21 protein-coding genes and 2 pseudogenes are annotated in these 19,476 nt (G+C 60.0%); 10 read left to right on the top strand and 13 right to left on the bottom strand.

What is annotated here, in order from left to right; genetic code table 11:
• Positions 1–9 precede the first annotated feature (9 nt).
• Positions 10–711 (bottom strand): annotated as a pseudogene (locus PSH88_RS17075) (PAS domain-containing protein); the annotation flags it as partial.
• A gap of 154 nt (positions 712–865) precedes the next feature.
• Between PSH88_RS17075 and PSH88_RS17070 the strand changes: the two are divergent.
• Together PSH88_RS17070 and PSH88_RS17065 are read left to right on the top strand one after the other, a co-directional pair.
• Positions 866–1,330, top strand: coding sequence for a hypothetical protein (locus PSH88_RS17070; RefSeq protein ID WP_305421650.1), 465 nt, complete (start codon positions 866–868; stop codon positions 1,328–1,330).
• Positions 1,331–1,426: 96 nt separating this feature from the next.
• Entirely contained in the window at positions 1,427–1,765 is a 339-nt protein-coding gene (locus PSH88_RS17065; RefSeq protein ID WP_018929733.1) for an FKBP-type peptidyl-prolyl cis-trans isomerase, read from the top strand.
• A 246-nt stretch (positions 1,766–2,011) separates the two neighbouring features.
• Here the strand turns inward: PSH88_RS17065 and PSH88_RS17060 are convergent, their stop codons facing one another.
• From PSH88_RS17060 to PSH88_RS17050, 3 genes and pseudogenes are all read right to left on the bottom strand, one after another.
• Positions 2,012–2,347 carry a hypothetical protein gene (locus PSH88_RS17060; protein ID WP_305421649.1) on the bottom strand — a complete coding sequence of 112 codons (336 nt, stop codon included), beginning with the start codon at positions 2,345–2,347 and terminating at the stop codon, positions 2,012–2,014.
• A 25-nt stretch (positions 2,348–2,372) separates the two neighbouring features.
• Positions 2,373–2,612: a pyocin S6 family toxin immunity protein gene (locus PSH88_RS17055; protein WP_205888623.1), complete on the bottom strand. Its 240-nt coding sequence runs from the start codon at positions 2,610–2,612 to the stop codon at positions 2,373–2,375.
• A gap of 67 nt (positions 2,613–2,679) precedes the next feature.
• Positions 2,680–3,299 (bottom strand): annotated as a pseudogene (locus PSH88_RS17050) (S-type pyocin domain-containing protein); the annotation flags it as partial.
• A 173-nt stretch (positions 3,300–3,472) separates the two neighbouring features.
• On the opposite strand from PSH88_RS17050, the gene PSH88_RS17045 reads away from it, so the two are divergent.
• Both PSH88_RS17045 and dmeF read left to right on the top strand, forming a co-directional pair.
• A complete protein-coding gene (locus PSH88_RS17045) occupies positions 3,473–3,748 on the top strand; it encodes a metal/formaldehyde-sensitive transcriptional repressor (protein ID WP_217854637.1) in 276 nt (91 codons plus the stop codon).
• 11 nt (positions 3,749–3,759) lie between these two features.
• A complete protein-coding gene (gene dmeF, locus PSH88_RS17040) occupies positions 3,760–4,686 on the top strand; it encodes a CDF family Co(II)/Ni(II) efflux transporter DmeF (protein ID WP_305421648.1) in 927 nt (308 codons plus the stop codon).
• 8 nt (positions 4,687–4,694) lie between these two features.
• On the opposite strand, the gene PSH88_RS17035 is transcribed toward dmeF, so the two are convergent.
• A complete protein-coding gene (locus PSH88_RS17035; RefSeq protein WP_305421647.1) occupies positions 4,695–5,801 on the bottom strand; it encodes a cytochrome P450 in 1,107 nt (368 codons plus the stop codon).
• Positions 5,802–5,882: 81 nt separating this feature from the next.
• Here PSH88_RS17035 and PSH88_RS17030 point away from each other — a divergent pair, with 81 nt between their 5' ends.
• On the top strand, positions 5,883–6,647 hold the full coding sequence (locus PSH88_RS17030; RefSeq protein ID WP_305421646.1) for an ArsR/SmtB family transcription factor: 765 nt from the start codon (positions 5,883–5,885) through the stop codon (positions 6,645–6,647).
• Here the strand turns inward: PSH88_RS17030 and PSH88_RS17025 are convergent.
• Positions 6,644–7,252, bottom strand: a complete 609-nt coding sequence (locus PSH88_RS17025) for a LysE family translocator (protein WP_305421645.1) — start codon at positions 7,250–7,252, stop codon at positions 6,644–6,646. The two genes, PSH88_RS17030 and PSH88_RS17025, sit on opposite strands and share 4 nt — an antisense overlap.
• Before the next feature lie 104 nt (positions 7,253–7,356).
• Between PSH88_RS17025 and PSH88_RS17020 the strand changes: the two genes are divergently transcribed.
• Entirely contained in the window at positions 7,357–8,283 is a 927-nt protein-coding gene (locus PSH88_RS17020; RefSeq protein ID WP_305421644.1) for a LysR substrate-binding domain-containing protein, read from the top strand.
• Here PSH88_RS17020 and PSH88_RS17015 read toward each other — a convergent pair.
• The 6 genes from PSH88_RS17015 to PSH88_RS16990 all read right to left on the bottom strand — a co-directional run bounded on the left by PSH88_RS17015 (position 8,273) and on the right by PSH88_RS16990 (position 14,964).
• A complete protein-coding gene (locus tag PSH88_RS17015; protein WP_305421643.1) occupies positions 8,273–8,614 on the bottom strand; it encodes a hypothetical protein in 342 nt (113 codons plus the stop codon). The genes PSH88_RS17020 and PSH88_RS17015 overlap by 11 nt on opposite strands.
• 136 nt (positions 8,615–8,750) lie before the next feature.
• Complete coding sequence (locus PSH88_RS17010) at positions 8,751–9,770, bottom strand: branched-chain amino acid aminotransferase (RefSeq protein WP_305421642.1); 1,020 nt, start codon at positions 9,768–9,770, stop codon at positions 8,751–8,753.
• Positions 9,771–10,004: 234 nt separating this feature from the next.
• Positions 10,005–11,390 carry a dihydrolipoyl dehydrogenase gene (lpdA, locus tag PSH88_RS17005; RefSeq protein ID WP_305421641.1) on the bottom strand — a complete coding sequence of 462 codons (1,386 nt, stop codon included), beginning with the start codon at positions 11,388–11,390 and terminating at the stop codon, positions 10,005–10,007.
• Between the two features lie 3 nt (positions 11,391–11,393).
• A complete protein-coding gene (locus PSH88_RS17000; RefSeq protein ID WP_305421640.1) occupies positions 11,394–12,668 on the bottom strand; it encodes a dihydrolipoamide acetyltransferase family protein in 1,275 nt (424 codons plus the stop codon).
• Positions 12,669–13,727: an alpha-ketoacid dehydrogenase subunit beta gene (locus PSH88_RS16995; RefSeq protein ID WP_305421639.1), complete on the bottom strand. Its 1,059-nt coding sequence runs from the start codon at positions 13,725–13,727 to the stop codon at positions 12,669–12,671.
• Between the two features lies 1 nt (position 13,728).
• Positions 13,729–14,964 carry a 3-methyl-2-oxobutanoate dehydrogenase (2-methylpropanoyl-transferring) subunit alpha gene (locus PSH88_RS16990; RefSeq protein ID WP_305421638.1) on the bottom strand — a complete coding sequence of 412 codons (1,236 nt, stop codon included), beginning with the start codon at positions 14,962–14,964 and terminating at the stop codon, positions 13,729–13,731.
• Between the two features lie 185 nt (positions 14,965–15,149).
• Between PSH88_RS16990 and bkdR the strand changes: the two genes are divergently transcribed.
• Entirely contained in the window at positions 15,150–15,638 is a 489-nt protein-coding gene (gene bkdR, locus PSH88_RS16985; protein WP_017339472.1) for a Bkd operon transcriptional regulator BkdR, read from the top strand.
• A 59-nt stretch (positions 15,639–15,697) separates the two neighbouring features.
• Here the strand turns inward: bkdR and PSH88_RS16980 are convergent, their stop codons facing one another.
• Positions 15,698–16,561, bottom strand: coding sequence for an MBL fold metallo-hydrolase (locus tag PSH88_RS16980; protein WP_305421637.1), 864 nt, complete (start codon positions 16,559–16,561; stop codon positions 15,698–15,700).
• 104 nt (positions 16,562–16,665) lie between these two features.
• On the opposite strand from PSH88_RS16980, the gene PSH88_RS16975 reads away from it, so the two are divergent.
• The 3 genes from PSH88_RS16975 (at position 16,666) to PSH88_RS16965 (ending at position 19,244) form a co-directional block, all read left to right on the top strand.
• Positions 16,666–17,001 carry an ArsR/SmtB family transcription factor gene (locus tag PSH88_RS16975; RefSeq protein WP_305421636.1) on the top strand — a complete coding sequence of 112 codons (336 nt, stop codon included), beginning with the start codon at positions 16,666–16,668 and terminating at the stop codon, positions 16,999–17,001.
• Positions 17,002–17,043: 42 nt separating this feature from the next.
• Positions 17,044–17,850, top strand: coding sequence for a sulfite exporter TauE/SafE family protein (locus PSH88_RS16970; protein WP_305421635.1), 807 nt, complete (start codon positions 17,044–17,046; stop codon positions 17,848–17,850).
• 209 nt (positions 17,851–18,059) lie between these two features.
• Complete coding sequence (locus PSH88_RS16965) at positions 18,060–19,244, top strand: porin (RefSeq protein ID WP_008005357.1); 1,185 nt, start codon at positions 18,060–18,062, stop codon at positions 19,242–19,244.
• The last annotated feature ends 232 nt before the right edge of the window (positions 19,245–19,476 follow it).

The raw sequence follows: 19,476 nt of genomic DNA, 5'->3' as shown, positions 1-19,476 counted from the left end.
GCGCCTGCGTCAGACCCGGCTCACTGCCTGGCCGCCCAACCGATACTGATTATTCCCACTGCGCTTGGCCTCATACATCGCCAGGTCCGCAATGTGAATCAAGCGGTCCATGCTCGGCGCATGATCCGGGAACACCGCCACCCCGAGGCTGCTGCCGATGTGGCGCTGGTCGTTGCCGATGGTCACCGGTGGCGCGAGTTCAACGAAGATTTTCTGGCAGATGCCGCGGGCTTCGTCTTGCAGGCTGTTGCCTTTGGAAAGGCCTTGGAGGATTACCACGAATTCGTCGCCGCCGATGCGCGCGACGGTGTCGGTTGAGCGCAGGATTCTCTTCAGGCGTGTCGCGATGGTGACCAGCACACGGTCGCCGGCCGCATGGCCATAGTGGTCGTTGATCTCTTTGAAACCATTGAGGTCGACAAACACCAGTGCCACCCGTGTGGCGCTGAGGCGGGCTTGTTCCAGGGCATCGGACAGGCGTTCTTCGAGCACCAGGCGATTGGGCAGACCCGTCAGTGGGTCGTAATGGGCCAGGTGTTGCAGGTAACTGGCGGAGGCTTTTTCTTCGGTGATGTCGCGGACCACGCCCATCATCTTGATCGTTGCGTTATGGTCGTTCTTGACCACATTGCCGGTTTCCCGCAGCCAGCGGATGCTGCCATCCGGCCAGACGACGCGGTATTCCTCGTCATGGTTTTCGCCGGTTTTCAGCACCGTTATCGCGAGCAGGCTGGCGATCTCACTATTACGCCAGTGCCACTTCAAACCGTCTGAAACAATCAGCCACGGCGGGCTGATTGATATTGTCCACCGTTCGAGTAAAACGCATAGGGTGTTTGAGTGACTGGATGTCAGGAGCGACTCGTTGGAAAAGAAACCCCTCTACCGCAAGATCAACACTCGTACCTGGGGTGTTCGGCTGAATGATTACTCGGGTGAGTACCGGCATCAGCGCCATACCAAAGCCGAAACCCACAATGAGTCGTCACGCGGTTCGATGCATGGCACTCGTCGGCATGGATTCGATTACACACCATTGTTCCGGTTCCTGCTGTCCCGCGTCGGTCGGCAATGGGATGAGGTTTTTAGCGAAGCGGTGGCTCGCCTGGATCGACCTGAGCCGGTGTTCTGGATGGTTGCCCTGCATGAAAAGGACAGGCAGGAGCAGGTGCGGCTGGGGGAGTCGAGCTATTTCAGCGGTTTGTATGTCGATGATCAGGGCTGTCTGCAGATCGTCAATCCTGAACTGACGGCTGAGTACATGACCCCTTACTGCCCTTGTTGCACCCACACCTTTAACGGCATTCCTTTTGGCCAACCCAAGGAGTGAACGGATTAATCGACCCGGCTTGCCAATAGCCCGCATTTCTGGGAAAACGGCGCCCATCAAGCCCGCTCGGGCAAGCGCACAGATAGAGTGAATGTAATGAATGATGAGTTGCAGGTAATCGACCTTGAAGTGGGCGACGGCAAAGCCGCCGTCAAAGGTGCGCTGATCACCACCCAATATCGCGGGTGGCTGGAAGACGGCACTGAGTTCGACTCCTCCTACAGCCGGGGCAAGCCTTTTCAGTGCGTGATTGGCACGGGACGGGTGATCAAGGGCTGGGACCAGGGAATCATGGGCATGCAGGTCGGCGGTAAGCGCAAGCTGCTGGTGCCGGCGCACCTAGCCTACGGCGAGCGCTCGATGGGGGCGATTACGCCGAATTCGAATCTGATTTTCGAGATTGAATTGCTGGAAGTGCTGACGCGGGATGATTGATGGGCGTGTAAGTTGAAACGATAAACCCCGCTGTCGCTGAGAGGAGAGAGTGGGTTTTTTGATCGTTCCCACGCGCAGCAAAGGAATGCCTCACCGGACGCTCTGCGTCCGCTCTTTGGGACGCAGAGCGTCCCTGGCTGCATTCCCACGCAGAGCTTGGGAACGATCGGTGACGGCGGCTATTGCTGCGGGTCGATGTTCTTCAGCGCCCGGTTCACGGCCAGTGCCCTTTTGCTGATGGGAGAGTCAGGTGAATGTCTCAATATCATCAAGAGTGTCCGCAACAGTCCCTTCCAGGGAGGGGAATTTCCCCTTCACCTTCTCAAGGGCCGGGCGCACAGCACCCATGTCCAGATCAGCATGTCTGCGGGCTATGTGACCGAGCGCGGTGATGGCAGATGCTGCAACTGATTCGGACTCACTCTCGAGGTATTTCAGGCAGGTGTTCTGAGCCCAGGTCTTGTCTTGCTCATTCAGGCCAATAGAAATCAATGCGGCGACAACGTTAGTTTCTACGTCGCTAGCTAGAAGTCTCGTCGCTTCCTCATGGCTCATTGATGGATCTTGGTAGAGAAGGCTCACTGTTTAGTTCCCGGCTCAGCTGTACCTACTCCCGCACCCCTATGAAGAGGTCCAGTTCAGTCGGTAACTGCTCATTGAGAACTTTAGCGATTTGTTGGACTTGCTCGCTGGTTAGTAACCATTCCCCATCCGCGCTTGCATCAAGACTTTTCCAGCCAAGAACACCCATTACCGCGACTTCCCGCTCAGGTCGAACTGTAAGGTCGTATTTTAAGGAGTCATCCTCGCCGTCACCTTTTAAAAAACCACTGATCCATAAAAACATAAATAACCTCCTAATTTATTTCGTGGTGGTTCTGCCGGGTTTTGCGGGGCCTATCTGTTCACCTGTCCACTTGTTGAGAACCCTGACTCTTGAAGCGGACTACAGGAATCATTTCCCAGTCGCGGCGCCTCTGGGTGTTGTACCCATAACCCTTCAAGGTGCCATCAGCTTGTTGCTCGACATGCAGTCGAACTCGTGTGCGGCCCTCCTTGAGGGATTTGAGCTGTTCTTCTGTGTACAGGGAGCTGTCGCCCAAGCTCGACGGCCACAGCAATGCGACCATTCCGGCCAATGCGCCAGCCGCAACACCAGCCGTCACTACGCCTGCACCAGCAGCACCCGTCCCGCTGCATCCCTTTCGCGGCCACCCAGCAGGGAGAATTTTCCGTAGTCGGTCAGTTTCTCGACAGGGACGAACCCGGCTGGGCTGTCGTGGTTGATTACGCCGTCGGGGAGGTTGCAGCTTTTGGCGAACACGCAACCCATGGAGCTGGTTTGACCCAGCTGATGAGGCTGCCTGACAACACGGTCTTCATATGCCTGCTGTCGGGCCAACATGTCGTCATAGGATTTTTGTCTGGCGTCGCGCTCTGCCAGTTCGGTGGCGGTCATGTAGCGGCTGGTGATGTGGTGCCCGTCGCCTGACGGTGGGTTTTGAACCCGAGGTATGTCTGTTTTGCGAGCCACGAGCGTCCTTGGTTCATTTTTTGAAAGCGATGTGGACGCTATATCAACGGGCATTGGATAGATGTAGGACTGGTCTGAAACTCTGGTCATTGTTTTTGATCGGTCACCCTGACTTGCCAGCCCCGGCCATATCGGTAACCATGCCTGCCTGAATAGGGGTAGGGGGTATACGTATGTCGCACATCCACGAACACAAAGACGACCTGCTAAATCGTGTCCGGCGGATTGCCGGTCAGGTTCAGGCGGTGGAACGGGCGCTGGAGTCCGACGCCGAGTGCGCCAAAACCCTGCACCTGGTCGCGGCGATCCGCGGAGCGGTCAATGGTTTGATGGACCAGTTCATCGACGCCCATGCCCGTGAACATGTGGCGCATCCCGGACTCAGCGATGAAGCCCGCGCCGAAGGCGTTGAAGATTTGTTGCAAGCCATTCGCCGTTACTCGAAATAGAGGCCAGCCCCATGACACTGACACCTCAGGCTTCGCGTTATACCCACGACCACCTGTTTCTGGGCGCCGCCCACGATGAGAACGCGCGCCGCACGTTGTGGGTGGTGGCGCTGACCTTCGTGATGATGATTGGCGAGATTGCCGCCGGTTACATCACCGGTTCCATGGCGTTGCTGGCGGACGGCTTTCATATGGCGACTCACGCCGGGGCCTTGGGCATTGCCGCTGCCGCCTACAGTTTTGCCAGGCGACATGCCAACAATTCGCGCTTCAGTTTCGGTACCGGCAAGGTCGGGGATCTGGCGGCTTTTGCCTCTGCCGTGGTGCTGGGGCTGGTGTCGTTGGGCATTGCCGGCGAATCCATCCTGCGGCTGTTTCAACCGACCACTGTGGCTTTCACCGAGGCGACGGTGATAGCGGTGGTGGGGCTGGTGGTGAATATCGTCAGTGCGCTTCTGCTGGCGGGCAACCATGGGCATCACGGCCATGATCATCACGATCACAGCCACCATCACCATCATCACGACAACAACCTGCGTTCGGCGTATTTCCATGTACTGGCCGACGCGCTGACTTCGGTACTGGCCATCGCGGCGTTGTTGGCCGGGCGCTACCTGGGCTGGGTCTGGCTGGATCCGGTGATGGGCATCGTCGGCGCCATCGTGATTGCGAGATGGGCTTATGGCTTGATGCGTGACAGCGCGGCAGTATTGCTCGACACCACTGACGAACACGTCGCCACCGAAATTCGTGAGTTGCTCGAATCGGCGGACGATGTTCGCATCAGTGACCTTCACGTCTGGCAAGTCGGCCCTCAGGCGCGGGCGGCGATTGTCAGTGTCGTGGCCGTGGCGGGTGTCAGTGCCGACGCCATTCGCGAACGCCTGGCGCCGATTCATGAGTTGTCTCACCTGACGATCGAGCATCGCCACGCTTGAGGTGTCTTTCAGGCAAAGAGCGGAATGCGGCCGTTCAGGGAAGGGCGGTAGTGCCAGGTCAACCGGTCCAGCGCGGGTTTCATGGTCAGAATTTTGCTCAGCGTCGCACTGGCAATGCTCATGGCCAGCACCTGTCCCGGACATTGATGACGCCCCGCGCCGAAAGTGAAGCTGCGGCGGTTCGGGCGGTCGAGCAGGAACGTATCGGGATCGTCATTAAGCTGCGGATCGCGATTGGCCGAAGCCAGCAGCACCAGGATGACGTCGCCGGGGTTCAGGCTTATGCCGTCGATTTCACACGGTGCGGCAACGAAACGGCGGGTGTTTTGCACCGACGGGTCGAAGCGCTGGACCTCAGCGATCAAGTCATCAACTTGAGCCGAATCCAACTGTGGGTTTCGAATCAACGCCAATAGCCCATTGCCGATCAATCCGGCGCTGGCTTCGTAGGTCTGGGAGAACAGGCCGATCAGGTTGGCGATCAAGATTTCAAAGTCGGTCGATGTCGTCGCGAAACGCTGCCGGATACCGGTGAGCAAGGTGCTTCGATTGTTCGGGTCGTCCAGAAGCTCGATGACATAACCCTTCAGCTGTTCCGCCGCGACATGGGCGGCTTCCAATTGCGCTTGATCACTGAGAGGCGACAGGCAGGCGACGAAGTCGGCGGTCAGCTCGCTGATGGCCCGGCCCTGAGCCGGAGAGAACCCCAGCAACGCCGCCACCACACAGACTGGCCCGCGAAACATCGCCGCGTACAGCCCGTCGGCGCCCGGGGGGATCAACCGAGCGCCGATCAATGCGTTGACCTCGTTCACATCTATCAGCGCCAGCCCTGGCTCTATCGCCGCCCTCGGGCAACGCTGCCGTTCGCCCTCGTTCATTCGCATCAACTGACTGAACACCTTGCCGGCCATGCCTTGAGCAATGGCCTTGGGCACCGGCTCATGGGACGGCCGCACATGACAGTCCGGATGCGCCAGCACGGCGGCAACGGCCCGGGCGCTGCTGGCGACCCACAATTTCAGTCCCTGATGGAAAACCAATCCGCCCTCGGCGCGCAGTTGCGCGTAGTAGGGGTAAGGGTCGGCGTGAGTCGCAGCGATGATCGGGTCCATGGGTCGCAGCCTTATCAGTGGTTGAAAAGTGTTGCTACTATCTCCGGTCAGAAAGGATCTTGATTCGTCCGGGAGCGAAATATGAACGCAGAACAACACGACGTCGGCGTCTCTCAAGTGGCCGCAGCCATTGCAGAGCCGGCCCGGACGAAAATCCTCTGCTCGCTGATGGACGGCCACGCCCGCACCAGCACCGAGTTGGCGACGATTGCCGAAGTCAGCCCTTCGACCGCCAGCGCGCATCTGGCCAAGCTCAAGGAACTGGCGCTGGTGCGTTTGCACGTTCAGGGTCGCCATCGCTACTACAGCCTCGCAGACAAACGCGTGGCCCAAGCGCTGGAAGCGCTGATGGTGATCGGCCAGAACGCCGCGCCGACGTTCAACTCGCGCACTCCGGATCGCCTGCAATTCGCCCGCACCTGCTACGACCACATGGCCGGTACGTTGGCGGTATTGCTGCATGACCGGCTGATCGAAGCGGGGTGGTTGCTGGAAACCGATGAGCAGGCTTATCGACTGAGCGACAGCGGTGAAGCGTTGTTCGAAGGACTGGGTATCGACGTCAAAGACCTCGGCACCGTGCGCCGCCGTTTCGCCTGCCCGTGCCTGGACTGGAGCATGCGCCGGCCGCACCTGGGCGGCGCCTTGGGCGCGGCATTGCTGCAAATGGCGATCAAACGCAAATGGGTGACGCAGGACCTGGACAGTCGGGCGCTGGCATTGACGGCGGTGGGGCGCAAGGAACTCAGTAGCCGGTTCGCTGTTGATTTGCCGGTTCAGGCGACAACAGCACAACCCGCGGCCACCGAGAACAGGCGCCGCGCGATTGCCAGTCCTGCGGCTTAGCGACTGGCCGAGGCCATGAGCACGCCAAAGCCTGCGAAGGTCACGCCCGAAACTTTCGCGGTCAGCCAGGAACCCTTCGGGCTCGACAACCAGCCTTTGGCGGCATTGGCCAGCAAGGCATAGCCGCCATGCACCAGGATCACCAATACGGCGTAGGAAGCGACCAGTTTGAAGAACTGGGCATAGAAGTGCGCCGAAGTGTCGATGAATTGCGGGAACACCGCCAGAAAGAAAAACACCGCCTTGGGGTTCAGAAGCTGCATCGAAGCCGCTTCAAGGAAGCGATAACCCGGGCTTGAGGGCCGCGTTTCAAGCAGCGTGCTGGAACGATCCGAGCGCCAGCTTTTATAGCCCAGGTACAACAAATAGGCGGCTCCTGCGTATTTCAATGCGGTAAAGGCATTCGCGGAGGTGCTGAGTATCAGGCCAACACTGGTGGCGCTGATGGCGGCGACCACAAACGCCCCCGACGCGATCCCCAGAATGCCCGGCACGGCCCCCCTCCAACCGTGGCGCACCGCGTTGGACAGGGTCAGGACCACGCCCGGCCCCGGGCTCAAAATGGTCAGGGTGGCGAAAAGTACAAAGAGGCCGTAGCTGTTCATGTCGTGCTCCGTCAGGTGGCGCTGCTGCGTGCTGGCAGATTGGCGTGGCGACGAAGGCGTGACAAACGCTTTAATTGCAGCGCATAGGTGACTAAATTAGACGCATGATAAATCCACTACCGCCTCTTAATGCTGTTCGCGCCTTCGCCGTTGCTGCTCGTCATCAGAGCTTCAGCCTGGCGGCCGAAGAGCTGCATGTCAGCCACAGTGCCGTCAGCCGGCACGTCAAATTGCTCGAGGAGTACCTGGGTGTGCTGCTGTTTGAACGGCGAATCCGTCAGTCGGTGCTAACGCCGGCCGGCCAGCGCTTTTATGAGCAGGTCAGTGCCGGGCTGTCGCAGATCGCCAACGCCGCCGCTGCGCTCAAGCAGCATGCCTCGCTGCCTACGGTGAAGATCAATGTGCGTCCGTCCTTTGCCGTACTTTGGCTGACGCCCAGGCTGGCGGATTTCATTGCGCAGCACCCAGGCATCGAGCCGCAGGTGATTACTCAAACCCAGGCACCTGATCAGGCACGCGACGGGTTCGATATCGTCATTCGCCGTGGTCGTGACGATTGGGCACCGGCGATTGAGGCGCGAGCGCTGTTCGAAGACGAACTGTTGCTGGTCGCGGCACCTGCGCTGATCGAGCGCCTGCCACTTGAGGACCTCACGTCCCTGAGTCGGTATACGTTACTGACCGCCAAGGCACGCCGCGAAGATTGGCATAATTGGGCCATGCACTTTGGTCAAAGCCAGTCAGCCACTCAGGCCACCCGGCAGTTTGATCACATGCACCGGGTGCTTCAGGCCGCCGTGGAGGGACAGGGCCTTGCCTTGTGCCCGACCTCTTTGCTGGGCAACCATCTGTTGAGTGGACACCTGATCTGCCCGTTACCCGAGTTGCGCATGCCGTTGCCGCGTTATTACTACGGTGTTGCGCCGGACGTGACGGCGCACACACGAATCTTTGTGGAGTGGTTGTTTGCCCGGATCGCTCAGGATGAGTTGAGTTGGCAAACACCTCATGCCGTGACCGCTACGCCCTGAAATCCCAGACGATCTCCACCACCCGCACCGCCAGCACCAGGTAAACCAGGCACAGGATGATCTGGAACGCCGTGTGATACGGCAACCTGGACAACCGGCGTAAGCCGTCGCTGACATTGAGCAGCATCAGCAGTGCTGATATAGCAATCAACCCCCAGCCAGCGAGGTTTGAGGCGAGCAATCCCATAAACAGTTGATGACCGCCTCGCAACGCGTTGGTGCCCGCCGCGAACAGCAGGGCGCACACCAGCAGGTTCTTGATGTTGTCGAACACTTGCGTGGTGAAGTCTGTTTCCAGCAAGGCCAGATACTTTCGCCAGAATTTACCCATGGTTTTTGGTGGCACCTGTTGATGGCGGTTACACGTGGCAAGTCTAGTGACGTTTTGTGCGAAACGCGGACGAAAAAAAGCCCGACCTTCAACGTGAAGGCCGGGCTTTTGTGTTCAAACGGACAGTCGCGTCAAATCAAACCTTGACGATCCAGCCTGCTGGCGCCTCGATGTCGCCGGTCTGTACACCGGTCAGCTCTTTGTAGAGCTTCTGGGTGACCGGGCCGACTTCGGTTTCGCTATGGAATACATGCAGCTTGTCGTTGTAGCTGATGCCACCGATCGGGGTGATCACTGCAGCGGTACCGCAAGCGCCGGCTTCCTTGAAGTCGGACAGCTTGTCGATGAACACGTCACCTTCGACCACTTCCAGGCCCAGACGGGTCTTGGCCAGTTCGATCAACGACAGGCGGGTGATGCCCGGCAACACCGAAGGGGAATTCGGTGTGACGAACTTGTTGTCGTGGGTGATCCCGAAGAAGTTGGCCGAGCCGACTTCTTCGATTTTGGTGTGGGTCATCGGGTCCAGGTAGATGGCATCGGCGAAGTGCGCCTTCTTGGCCTGGGAGCCTGGCATCAGGCTGGCGGCGTAGTTGCCACCGACCTTGGCCGCGCCGGTGCCTTGTGGGGCGGCACGGTCATAGCTGGAGATCAGGAAGTTGTGCGGGGTCAGGCCGCCCTTGAAGTAGGCACCGACCGGGATGCAGAAGATCGAGAAGATGAACTCGGGTGCGGTACGCACGCCGATGTTGTCACCCACGCCGATCACGAACGGACGCAGGTACAGCGCGCCGCCGGTGCCGTAAGGCGGGATGAAACGCTCGTTGGCGCGGACCACGTCCTTGCACGCTTCGATGAACTGTTCGGTGGACACCTGCGGCATCAGCAGGCGCGCGCAGCTGCGTTGCATGCGTGCGGCGTTCTGGTCCGGGCGGAACAGGTTGATCGAACCGTCCTTGCAACGGTAGGCCTTCAGGCCTTCGAAGCACTGCTGGCCATAGTGAAGGGCAGTCGAGCCTTCGCTGATGTGCAGCACGTTGTCAGAGGTTAAGGTGCCTTTGTCCCACTCGCCATTACGCCAGTGCGACAGATAGCGCTTGTCTGTCTTGATGTAGTCAAAACCCAGCTTGTCCCAATTGATGCTTTCGTTACCCATGACACCCTCTATCACTTAACAACCGCCGAAACGGTTCAAGGCTTCTGACATTTTTCTGGATGGGGACAACAATACTTCATTCCGGGTCCATTTCGCAGCCCGGATTACGGTTACTGATCGTTCCCACGCGCAGCAAAGGAGTGCAGCCCGGGACGCAGAGCGTCCCTAAAGCGGACGCAGAGCGTCCATTGAGGCATTCCCACGCAGAGCGTGGGAACGATCAGCGTGAGGCGGTTATAGGTGCAACGCGTGGCCCAACGCACGCAACGCCGCTTCCTGCACCGCCTCACCCAGCGTCGGATGGGCATGGATGGTGCCAGCGATGTCTTCCAGCCGGGCGCCCATTTCCAGGCTTTGACCGAACGCCGTCGACAACTCCGAAACACCCACACCCACCGCCTGCCAGCCGACAATCAGATGATTGTCCCGCCGTGCCACGACCCGCACGAAGCCGCTTTTCGATTCCAGCGTCATCGCCCGGCCATTGGCGGCGAACGGGAAGCTGGACACGATGCAGTCCAGCCCCGCAGCCTTGGCGTCGTCCGGGGTCTTGCCGACCACCACCAGTTCCGGGTCGGTAAAGCACACGGCGGCGATGGCGGTCGGGTTGAACTCGCGGTGTTTACCGCTGATCAGTTCGGCAACCATTTCACCCTGGGCCATGGCCCGGTGGGCGAGCATCGGTTCGCCGCTCAGGTCGCCGATGGCGTAGACGTTGCGCATGCTGGTCTGGCAACGGTTGTCGATCTTGATCGCCGAACCGTTCATCTCCAGGTTCAAGGCTTCGAGGTTCCAGCCCTGGGTGTTGGGTTTGCGACCGACGGCCACCAGCACCTGATCGGTTTCAAGGTTCAGGGTGTCGCCGTTCGGGTCACGAACTTGTAGGGTATTTCCTTGTGAATCAAAGCCTTCAACGCTGTTCTTCAAGTAAAGCTTCACGCCGAGTTGCTTGAGCGCTTCGTGTACCGGATGAGTCAGTTCGGCATCGTAGGCCGGCAGGATGCGATCCTGCGCCTCGACCACGCTGACTTCGGCGCCGAGTTTGCGATAGGCAATCCCCAGCTCCAGGCCGATGTAACCGCCACCGACCACGATCAGCCGCTTCGGCACGCTGGTCGGCGCCAGGGCTTCGGTGGAAGAGATGATCGGCCCGCCGATCGGCAGCATCGGCAGGTTGACGCTTTTCGAGCCGGTGGCCAGCACCAGGTGCTCGCACTGAATCCGCGTATCGCCGACTTCGACGGTTTTGCCGTCGACCACTTTGGCCCAGCCTTGAATGACCTGGACCTTGTGCTTCTTTAATAGCGCCGAGACGCCAGTGGTCAGGCGATCAACGATGCCGTCCTTCCATTCGACGCTCTTGCCGATGTCCAGGGTCGGCGTCGATACGCTGATGCCCAGCGCCGAGTGTTGGCTGTGATGCTGCGTCTGGTGGAACTGCTCGGCGACGTGAATCAACGCCTTGGATGGAATGCAGCCGATGTTCAGGCAGGTGCCGCCCAACGATTCGCCTTCCACCAGAATGGTCGAAATACCCAACTGACCGGCACGAATCGCCGTCACATAACCGCCAGGGCCGCCGCCGATGATCAGCAGCGTGGTGTTCAAAGTCTGTTGCATGCCTTACTCCACAAACAGCGTTGCGGGTTGTTCGAGCAGGCCACGGATGGCCTGGATGAAGAGCGCCGCGTCCATGCCATCGACCACGCGGTGATCGAAGGAGCTGGAGAGGTTCATCATCTTGCGAATCACGATCTGGCCTTTGACGACCATCGGCCGTTCGACGATTTTGTTCACGCCGACGATCGCCACTTCCGGCAGGTTCAGCACCGGGGTGCTGACGATGCCACCCAGGGCACCGAGGCTGGTCAGGGTGATGGTCGAGCCGGACAGCTCGTCACGGCTGGCCTTGCCAGTGCGTGCGGCAGTTGCCAGGCGAGAGATTTCCGCGGCGTTATCCCACAGGCTGCGGGCTTCGGCGTGACGCACCACTGGCACCATCAAACCGATGTCGGCTTGCGTGGCGACGCCCACATGCACCGCGCCGAGGCGGGTGATGACCTGGGCTTCGTCGTCGTAACGGGCGTTGATCTGCGGGAAGTCGCGCAGAGCCACGACCAATGCGCGTACCAGGAACGGCAGCAAGGTCAGCTTGCCGCGGGTCGCGCCGTGTTTTTCGTTCAGGTGTGCGCGCAGTTCTTCGACGGCGGTGACGTCGATCTCTTCGACGTAACTGAAGTGGGCGGCACGCTGGGTGGCGTCTTGCATGCGCTGGGCGATCTTGCGGCGCATGCCGATCACCGGGATTTGCTGTTCGTCGTTGCGCTGGGCGTAAGCGGCGGTGGCCGTCGATGCGTTCGACTGACCCTGAGCCAGATAGGCTTCGAGGTCTTCGTGCAGAATCCGCCCGGCAGGGCCGCTGCCACGCACCAGACGCAATTGAATGCCGAGGTCCAGCGCATGCTTGCGCACGGCCGGGGAGGCCAGCGGACGTTCATCGGCTTCGCGAGCGACCATCGGTCCCTGGCAAATGACAGCCGGACGCGGGGCAACTACAGCCGGTTTGCTTTCTACGACGGCTTCAACTTTCGGCGCCGCCACAGGGGCTTCTTTAATAGCAGCCGCTGGTGCAGTCGATTCCTTCACGTTGCCCGCGCCTTCCACTTCAATGCTGATCAGGATGCTGCCGACCGCCATGACTTCGCCCGGCTGTCCGCCCAGTGCAATCACCTTGCCGTGCACCGGCGAGGGGATGTCGACCATCGCCTTGTCGGTCATCACATCAGCCAGCACCTGATCTTCGACGACCATGTCACCGACCTTGACGTGCCACTGAGACAATTCAACTTCTGCAATGCCTTCGCCAATGTCCGGCATTTTAATAACGTGCGTGCCCATTCAGACCTCCATGACCCGTTTCAACGCCGCGCCCACACGGGATGGGCCAGGGAAATACGCCCACTCTTGCGCGTGCGGGTAGGGGGTGTCCCAACCGGTGACGCGTTCGATCGGCGCTTCCAGGTGGTGGAAGCAATGCTCTTGCACCAGCGCGACCAGTTCGGCGCCGAAACCGCAGGTGCGGGTGGCTTCGTGCACCACCACACAACGTCCGGTTTTCTTCACCGACTTGACGATGGTTTCCAGGTCCAGCGGCCACAGGCTGCGCAGGTCGATGACTTCGGCATCGACGCCGGTTTCTTCAGCGGCGACTTGCGAGACATAGACGGTGGTGCCGTAAGTGAGCACGGTCACGTCCTTGCCCGGACGGGTGATGGCGGCAACGTCCAGCGGCACGGTGTAGTAACCGTCCGGCACTTGCGCGGCGGGGTGCTTCGACCACGGGGTTACCGGGCGGTCGTGGTGACCGTCGAACGGGCCGTTGTACAGGCGTTTTGGCTCGAGGAAGATCACCGGGTCATCGTTTTCGATGGAGGCGATCAGCAGGCCTTTGGCGTCGTAAGGGTTGGATGGCATGACGGTGCGCAAGCCGCAGACCTGAGTGAACATCGCCTCGATGCTTTGGCTATGAGTCTGGCCGCCATAGATGCCGCCGCCGCAGGGCATGCGCAGGGTCATCGGCGCGGTGAACTCGCCGGCCGAGCGATAACGCAAGCGCGCCGCTTCGGAAATGATCTGGTCCGATGCCGGGTAGACGTAATCGGCGAACTGGATCTCGGCCACCGGCCGCAAACCGTAAGCACCCATGCCCACGGCGACGCCAACGATGCCGCTTTCGGAGATCGGCGCATCGAACACCCGGGAGGTGCCGTACTTGGTCTGCAGGCCTTCGGTGCAACGGAACACACCACCGAAATAGCCGACGTCCTGGCCGAACACCACGACGTTGTCGTCACGCTCAAGCATCACATCCATGGCCGAGCGCAGGGCCTGGATCATGGTCATGGTGGTCGTGGTCATGGCGGTTTCCAACTCGATTTTATTGTTGTGATCGTTCATGTCAGATCCCCAACTCTTGACGCTGGCGCTTCAAGTGCTCCGGCATCTCTTTGTAGACGTCTTCGAACATGGTCGCGGCGCTCGGAATCTGGCCGCCGGCGAGGGTGCCGTACTGCTCGGCTTCTTTCTGCGCGGCGATCACTTCGGCTTCCAGTTCGGCACTGACCGCGACGTGTTCCTCTTCGGACCACTGACCGATTTTGATCAGGTGCTGCTTGAGGCGCGCAATCGGGTCACCCAACGGGAAGTGACTCCAGTCGTCGGCGGGACGGTATTTGGAAGGATCATCGGAGGTCGAGTGCGGGCCGGCGCGGTAGGTGACCCATTCGATCATGGTCGGACCGAGGTTGCGACGAGCGCGTTCGGCGGCCCAGGCGGATGCAGCGTACACCGCGTAAAAATCGTTGCCATCGACCCGCAGGGAGGCGATGCCGCAACCGACGCCGCGTCCGGCAAAGGTGGTGGCTTCACCGCCGGCAATCGCCTGGAACGTCGAGATCGCCCACTGGTTGTTGACCACATTGAGGATCACCGGCGCACGGTACACGTGGGCGAAGGTGAGGGCGGTGTGGAAGTCCGATTCAGCGGTGGCACCGTCGCCGATCCACGCTGAGGCGATTTTGGTGTCGCCCTTGATCGCCGAGGCCATGCCCCAGCCCACCGCCTGGACGAATTGGGTGGCGAGGTTGCCGGAAATGGTGAAGAAACCGGCCTCCTTGACCGAGTACATGATCGGCAACTGACGGCCCTTGAGCGGATCGCGCTCGTTGGACAACAGTTGGCAGATCAGGTCCACCAGCGGCACTTCGCGCGCCATCAGGATGCTTTGTTGACGGTAGGTGGGGAAGCACATGTCGTCGATGTTCAGGGCCAGGGCCTGGGCGCTGCCAATGGCTTCTTCGCCGAGGCTCTGCATGTAGAACGACATTTTTTTCTGGCGCTGGGCGACCACCATGCGGTTGTCATAGATCCGCGTCTTGAGCATGGCGCGCATGCCTTTGCGCAGGATCTCGACGGGTACGCCTTCAGCCCATGGGCCGAGGGCATTGCCCTGGTCGTCGAGCACGCGAATCAGGCCTCTGGCCAGATCAGCGGTATCGGCTGGTTCTACGTCGATTGGGGGTTTGCGCACCGTGCCAGCATCGGTCAGATGCAGGTAGGAGAAGTCGGTTTTGCAGCCGGGGCGGCCCGAAGGTTCGGGAACGTGCAGGCGCAGCGGTTCGTACGCTTGGTTCATGGCTTCTACGCTCGATCTTGTGAATTTCTTGTAGTGAGCTGGCAGTCATTCTTCGGTAAAAGAATTCTTGTCCTACAACAATCATAGGCCGGGCCAAGAAGAATATTTCTCTGTGTTTCGTTGCGCTAGAGGTTATTTAAGGATAGAAATTCTGCATAAACATAAAAAACAGGTGGTTTTATCTCATGCGCAAACTGGACCGTACCGATATCGGCATTCTCAACAGCCTTCAGGAGAACGCGCGCATCACCAACGCCGACCTCGCGCGCTCGGTGAACCTGTCGCCGACGCCGTGCTTCAACCGGGTCAAGGCGATGGAAGAACTGGGGCTGATTCGCGAGCAGGTGACCCTGCTGGATGCTGACCTGTTGGGGCTGCATGTGAATGTGTTCATTCACGTCAGCCTGGAGAAGCAGGTGGAGGAGGCGTTGCAGCATTTCGAAGAGGCGATCTCGGATCGCCCGGAAGTGATGGAGTGTTATTTGATGGCCGGCGACCCGGACTATCTGATCCGCGTGCTGGTGCCGACCATTCAGTCGCTGGAGCGCTTCATGATGGATTTTCTGACCAAGGTGCCGGGGGTGGCGAACATCCGTTCGAGCTTTGCGCTCAAGCAAGTGCGCTACAAGACGGCGTTGCCGTTGCCGGCGAATGGGTTGACGTTGGCCAATTGAAGATCGCAGTTGTAGCGGCTGTAGCAGCTGCCTCGCGGTGCTCGACAGCTGCTACGGGACTAGAGTTGATTCAGGGGGATTTTCAGGTAGGTCACGCCATTGTCTTCGGCCGGCGGCAAATTCCCCGCCCGCACATTCACCTGAATCGCCGGCAACAGCAGTGTCGGCATGTCCAAACCGGCATCGCGCTGGGTGCGCATGGCGACGAAAGCGGCCTCATCAATGCCGTCGTGAATATGAATATTGCTTTTGCGCTGCTCGCCGACCGTACTCTGGCATTGCGGGGCGCGGCCCTCGGGCGGGTAATCGTGGCAGACGAAGAGGCGCACGCTGGCGGGGAAGGCCAGCAGTTTGCGGATCGAGGCGAACATCTGGTTGGCGTTGCCACCGGGGAAGTCGCAACGTGCGGTGCCGACATCCGGCATGAACAGCGTATCGCCCACCATAATCACATCGCCATCGATCAAATAAGCCATGTCTGCCGGAGTATGCCCGGGCACATGCAGGGCCGTGGCCTTGAGGTTGCCGATGCGGAATGACTCGTCCGGCGCGAACAGGTGATCGAACTGCGAACCGTCGACTCTGAATTCCGGTTCAAGATTGAACAGCGTCTTGAACACGCCCTGAACCTTGCTGATCGACTGACCAATCGCAATCTTGCCCCCCAGTTCCCGACGCAGATACGGCGCAGCCGACAGGTGATCGGCATGGGCATGGGTTTCGAGCAGCCATTGCACCTGCAACCGGTGTTGGCGAACGAAGGCGATGATCCTGTCAGCCTGGACGGTCGAGGTGCGACCGGCGGCACCGTCGTAATCGAGCACCGGGTCGACAATCGCGCAGTGTCCGCCATCGTGCTCGTAAATCACGTAGCTGTAGGTCTTTGATGCGGGGTCGAGGAAGGCTTCTATCAAGGCAGACATGGGCGCGAACCTGTGAAAAGGGGCAGGAAGACACTAACCGGTTGCAACACTTTATGTTTAAACATAATGTTTGCAGCTTAAGTGAGATCGAAGGCATCCTGCAAATGCAATCCAGTCTGAACGAATGTGAAGTCGCCCAGCTCAGGGCCTCAGCCTCCAAGGCGTGCGCGCTGCTCAAGGCCTTGGCCAACGAGGACCGCTTGCTGATTCTCTGCCAGCTGACCCAGGGCGAGCGCAACGTCGGCGAGCTGGAGAAAATGACCGGCGTGCGCCAGCCCACACTGTCCCAACAACTGGGCATCCTGCGCGACGAGGGATTGGTCGCGACCCGTCGTGAAGGCAAGTACATATTCTATGGTTTAGCCAGTCACGAAGTGATTCAGGTGATGAAGACGCTGTCCGGCCTGTACTGCGGAGCGGTGCTGAAAAGCTGGAGCTGAACCCGGCACTATGGCGACAGTAACGACTGAAGAGAAAAATCTATGTTGTTGGCAAGTTTTTTTGGCCTGGTCATGGGCCTGGTGCTCGGTTTGACTGGCGCCGGTGGCGGTATTCTTGCAGTGCCGGCCCTGGTGCTCGGGCTGGGCCTGAGCATGACCCAAGCGGCGCCCGTCGCGTTGTTCGCGGTGGGCAGTGCGGCGGCAATCGGTGCGGTCGACGGTTTGCGCCATGGCCTGGTGCGCTATCGCGCGGCGCTGTTGATTGCTTTGCTCGGCGCGGTGTTTGCGCCGGTGGGTATCTACTTCGCCCATCAGTTGCCGGAAAAGATTCTGAAGGTGCTGTTCAGTTTGCTGATGATCATGGTGGCCTGGCGGATGCTGCGCCCGGAAAAGCTCGACGACGGCCCCAGCGATCACGGCCATGCCAATTGGGGCCAGAAAAACTGCATGCTCGATCAGCAGACCGGGCGTTTTTCCTGGACCGCCAAATGTACCGCGACCCTGGCGGCACTCGGAGCGGTCACTGGCGTGGTCTCGGGGTTGCTCGGGGTCGGTGGCGGTTTTCTGATAGTGCCTGCGTTCAAGCAACTGACCGATGTGCAGATGCGCGGGATCGTCGCCACGTCGTTGATGGTGATCAGCCTGATCTCAATCATCGGGGTGATTGGCGCGTTTCATGCCGGGGTGCGGATCGATGGTTTGGGCGTGTCGTTCATTGTCGCCAGCATCGTCGGGATGATCCTTGGTCGAAAACTCTGCGCGCGGATGCCGGCCCGAGGGCTGCAGATCGGCTTCGCCAGCATCTGCGTGGTGGTCGCCGCTTACATGCTGTTTAGAGCGCTCGCCTAGCGGGCACCGGGTCCTGTGGACGCCAGTCGGGTCCACAGGCTTACACCCTAAGTTCCGGGCCTGTCCGACGGGCGGTCTTACACCGAATTTGCCGCGCTACACCGGCCACCCCAAAGCACCTGACAACCGCCCCCAAGGCAGCGTATGACGCCGCCGGTCAGCTTTCGATAATCGCCTCCGACATCAAGTCCCCCGTTGCGGAGCGCGCCATGCACAACAATAAGAACTTCAAGCATCGTTTCTTACCGGCCTTCATCGCCAGCCTGTCGTCCCTTGGCCTGAGCTCAATGGCCGAGGCCGAGATTATGCTGTACGACAAGGACCAGACCACGTTCTCCACGGATGGCTACATCAACGCCTTCTATGTGAACAGCGACGTGGACCGGGCCGGCGAGCAGTACGACCGGCGCCAGGCGCGGGTGAAGATGGGGTTTCTGCCCAACTACCTGGGTTTCAACATGGGCAAGCAGGTCGATGACCTCAAGCTCGGCGCCCGGGCTTCGTTCTGGGTGACCATCAACGACAGCGAAACCAACGGTACCGACACCGCCATCGACGTGCGGCAGTTCTACGGCACAGTGGCCAACCCGGAGTGGGGCGAGGTGCTGATCGGCAAGGACTTCGGCCTGTTTGCCCGCTCCAACATCCTGCTCGACGAACTGCTGGCCGGTTACGGTCAGGTCAGCGATACGTTGGGCTTGGTGGACGGCGGTGGGGTGTCGTTCGGCAACATCGGCAGCGGTTATCCGTACCCGTTCCCGACGTCGCAGATTACCTATCGCACCCCGGTGATGGACGGTTTGCGGGTGGCGGTGGGGATCATGGACCCGGTCGACACCAACGACAGCAGCGCAACCGGCAAGGCCTATCAGGAGAACCCGCGCACCGAGAGCGAGATCACCTATCAGTTCGACGTCGGCGGGGCGAAGATTTACAGCTGGCTCAACGGCAGCTACCAGACGTCGGACAACACCGACTCCAGCGTCGAATCCGTCACCTCCAAAGGCGTCGGCTATGGTGTGCAGGCGAAGATGGGCGGGCTGTCGCTGACCGGTTCCGGTTTCCAGGCCAAAGGCATTAACCCGTTCTTCACCAACAACGCGGGCGAGCCGACCCTGCGTAATGTCGACAGCGACGGTTACCTGTTGCAGGGCTCCTACAAACTGGGCAAGAACCGCCTGGCCCTGTCTTACGGCAAGACCGAGGACGACGGAAACGGCGTGGTCGGCAGCGGCGCCGATTACGAGACTCGCGGCATCGCGCTGTTCCATGACGTCAACGACAACCTCAAGCTGGTGGCCGAGTACAACCAATTCGAAATCAACGGCCACGACACCAGCGCCCAGAATGAAGACACCGATACGTTTGCGGTGGGGGCGGTGTTGACCTGGTAACTGGCTGACTAACCACTACTTGTGGCGAGGGAGCTTCCTGTGGCGAGGGAGCTTGCTCCCGTTGGGTCGCGAAGCGACCCCCCTCCCGATTCTAGTCGCGCATCGGCCAGAATTTGGGGGACTGCTTCGCAGTCCAGCGGGGGCAAGTTCCAATGCCGGTAAGTTAAGAAATTTGAGCGACGAAAATCCTGTGGGAGCGTGGCTTGCCCGCGAAGAATGCACCGCGGTTTTT

Source organism: Pseudomonas wuhanensis (assembly GCF_030687395.1).
Classification (GTDB): Bacteria; Pseudomonadota; Gammaproteobacteria; order Pseudomonadales; family Pseudomonadaceae; genus Aquipseudomonas; species Aquipseudomonas wuhanensis.
Note: the sequence above shows the minus strand (reverse complement) of the source record. Positions and strands in the feature narration are given on the sequence as shown.

Coding starts and splice junctions, on each gene's coding strand:
- PSH88_RS17065 (WP_018929733.1), top strand. CDS start 1,427: ATGAATGATGAGTTGCAGGTAATCGACCTTGAAGTGGGCGACGGCAAA.
- PSH88_RS17055 (WP_205888623.1), bottom strand. CDS start 2,612: ATGTTTTTATGGATCAGTGGTTTTTTAAAAGGTGACGGCGAGGATGAC.
- PSH88_RS17045 (WP_217854637.1), top strand. CDS start 3,473: ATGTCGCACATCCACGAACACAAAGACGACCTGCTAAATCGTGTCCGG.
- dmeF (WP_305421648.1), top strand. CDS start 3,760: ATGACACTGACACCTCAGGCTTCGCGTTATACCCACGACCACCTGTTT.
- PSH88_RS17035 (WP_305421647.1), bottom strand. CDS start 5,801: ATGGACCCGATCATCGCTGCGACTCACGCCGACCCTTACCCCTACTAC.
- PSH88_RS17030 (WP_305421646.1), top strand. CDS start 5,883: ATGAACGCAGAACAACACGACGTCGGCGTCTCTCAAGTGGCCGCAGCC.
- PSH88_RS17025 (WP_305421645.1), bottom strand. CDS start 7,252: ATGAACAGCTACGGCCTCTTTGTACTTTTCGCCACCCTGACCATTTTG.
- PSH88_RS17020 (WP_305421644.1), top strand. CDS start 7,357: ATGATAAATCCACTACCGCCTCTTAATGCTGTTCGCGCCTTCGCCGTT.
- PSH88_RS17015 (WP_305421643.1), bottom strand. CDS start 8,614: ATGGGTAAATTCTGGCGAAAGTATCTGGCCTTGCTGGAAACAGACTTC.
- PSH88_RS17010 (WP_305421642.1), bottom strand. CDS start 9,770: ATGGGTAACGAAAGCATCAATTGGGACAAGCTGGGTTTTGACTACATC.
- lpdA (WP_305421641.1), bottom strand. CDS start 11,390: ATGCAACAGACTTTGAACACCACGCTGCTGATCATCGGCGGCGGCCCT.
- PSH88_RS17000 (WP_305421640.1), bottom strand. CDS start 12,668: ATGGGCACGCACGTTATTAAAATGCCGGACATTGGCGAAGGCATTGCA.
- PSH88_RS16995 (WP_305421639.1), bottom strand. CDS start 13,727: ATGAACGATCACAACAATAAAATCGAGTTGGAAACCGCCATGACCACG.
- PSH88_RS16990 (WP_305421638.1), bottom strand. CDS start 14,964: ATGAACCAAGCGTACGAACCGCTGCGCCTGCACGTTCCCGAACCTTCG.
- bkdR (WP_017339472.1), top strand. CDS start 15,150: ATGCGCAAACTGGACCGTACCGATATCGGCATTCTCAACAGCCTTCAG.
- PSH88_RS16980 (WP_305421637.1), bottom strand. CDS start 16,561: ATGTCTGCCTTGATAGAAGCCTTCCTCGACCCCGCATCAAAGACCTAC.
- PSH88_RS16975 (WP_305421636.1), top strand. CDS start 16,666: ATGCAATCCAGTCTGAACGAATGTGAAGTCGCCCAGCTCAGGGCCTCA.
- PSH88_RS16970 (WP_305421635.1), top strand. CDS start 17,044: ATGTTGTTGGCAAGTTTTTTTGGCCTGGTCATGGGCCTGGTGCTCGGT.
- PSH88_RS16965 (WP_008005357.1), top strand. CDS start 18,060: ATGCACAACAATAAGAACTTCAAGCATCGTTTCTTACCGGCCTTCATC.